The organism is Lacticaseibacillus zeae DSM 20178 = KCTC 3804 (assembly GCF_000260435.1).
Classification (GTDB): domain Bacteria; phylum Bacillota; class Bacilli; order Lactobacillales; family Lactobacillaceae; genus Lacticaseibacillus; species Lacticaseibacillus zeae.
The window spans coordinates 1-1751 of sequence record NZ_BACQ01000067.1; the positions used below are offsets into that span (position 1 = coordinate 1).

At 44.8% G+C, this 1751-nt stretch carries 2 protein-coding genes; both read left to right on the forward strand.

The window, feature by feature from the left end:
• Positions 1 to 76 precede the first annotated feature (76 nt).
• Positions 77 to 646: a TetR/AcrR family transcriptional regulator gene (locus tag GSO_RS13815; protein WP_010493240.1), complete on the forward strand. Its 570-nt coding sequence runs from the start codon at positions 77 to 79 to the stop codon at positions 644 to 646.
• Positions 647 to 653: 7 nt separating this feature from the next.
• Positions 654 to 1751 (forward strand): YhgE/Pip domain-containing protein (locus GSO_RS13820; protein WP_010493241.1); only part of this gene is annotated, 1098 nt, incomplete at its 3' end.

The following is a 1751-nucleotide window of genomic DNA, read 5'->3' on the forward strand; positions in this document are numbered from 1 at the left end:
TTTCGTAGATTGCATGCTTCAATCGGTAGGCGTATATTCGTACTTTGGAATATAGGTTAGCTTTAAGGAGGCTTGCATGACAACCAAACATCGGATTTTAAATCGGGAAATTGTTTTAGATGCTGCAAGAACGATGGTCGCCCAAGACGGTATTCGGGACTTGACCTTTCAGACGCTGGCCAAGGAACTGAATATCTGTTCTCAGTCGCTATATAACTACTTTCCGAATCTACCGGCAGTCATTGAAGCGTTGGGGACCGAATTTATGCATAACCTTTACCAAGAGTTGATAGAGAACGTCAGCGGTATCTCAGGCAAAGAGGCGATCCGTGCTTTTGCAGAAGTCGCTCATCGCTATTTTGAACGTCAACAGTCGTTAGATGAAATTATTTATTTTGTCCATCAATTCCCAGAAAGCAGTCCATTTGTGCAAGGCACCGGCGATGTTATTAACTTGCTGAAGCGTCTGATTGTGCACACGGAGCTGAAGCAAATGGCAAAAGAAAGTTTTGTCCAGGATTTCATTAGTAGTGTGCTTGGTTTTACCGTTTTGGAAGTCATGGGATTTTTACCTGACAATAAAGCCAGCCGCGACACATCTTTTGAATCTCTGCTGGACATGTATCTAAACGAAATAAAGGAGTAAAGTGCTTATGATCAAAGATGAATTTAAGTTCATCGGCAAAAATAAATTGATCTTAGTTTCGGTGCTTGTCATCATTTTAATTCCTTTTCTTTACAGCATTTTCTTCTTAAAGTCTGTTTGGGACCCTTATGGTGATACACAGAATCTACCCGTAGCCGTGGTGAACTTAGATCAGCCGGTTACTTACCAAGGTAAAAAACTTAACGTTGGTGAGCAGACGGTCAATAAACTCAAGAATAACAAAAAGCTTGGCTGGCATTTTGTTTCTAAAGCCCAAGCTGATAAGGGAATGAAAGCCAACAAGTATTACACGGTCATTACCCTACCTAAAGATTTTTCGAAAAATGCTGCCACCATTCTGGACGAGCATCCCCGAAAAATGGATCTTAAATATCAAACCAATGATTCGCTAAATTACATCGGCCAAGTCATCTCAGGAATCGGTCTGAATGCCTTAAACAGCGAGATTAGGGCAAATGTGACCAATGCTTACGCCAGTGCGGTTTTTGATCAAATCAAAACCATTGGCAAAGGCATGAAAAATGCCGCTGATGCCGCCACGCAAATCGACGAAGGTCAAGTCAAGCTTGACGATGGGATTGATCAGTATACCGTTGCCGTTTCACAGGTAAATGACGGGATTCAGACCATGAAAGTTAAAGTCTCGCCGATGTCTTCACAGATTCCCCAACTCGCAAGCGGCGCCAATCAAGTTGCAAGCGGCTTGCAAACACTCAATGGCAGCACCACCCAATTAGCTAGTGGTGTGGGTCAATTAGCCAATGGGTCAAACCAGGTAACCAATGGCTTGGGAACCTTACAATCCAAAACCGGAACCCTTAGCTCCGGCGTCGGTCAGTTAGCATCCGGATCCAACCAAGTGACGAGTGGATTGGGAACCTTGCAGTCGAAAACCGGAACCCTTAGCTCCGGCGTCGGTCAGTTAGCATCCGGATCCAACCAAGTGACGAGTGGATTGGGAACCTTGCAGTCGAAAACCGGAACCCTTAGCTCTGGTGTCGGTCAGTTAGCAACCGGCTCTAATCAGGTAACGAATGGACTGGGAACCCTGCAAACCGAATCAGGCCAACTGGCTAACGGGATC

Coding starts and splice junctions, on each gene's coding strand:
- GSO_RS13815 (WP_010493240.1), top strand. CDS start 77: ATGACAACCAAACATCGGATTTTAAATCGGGAAATTGTTTTAGATGCT.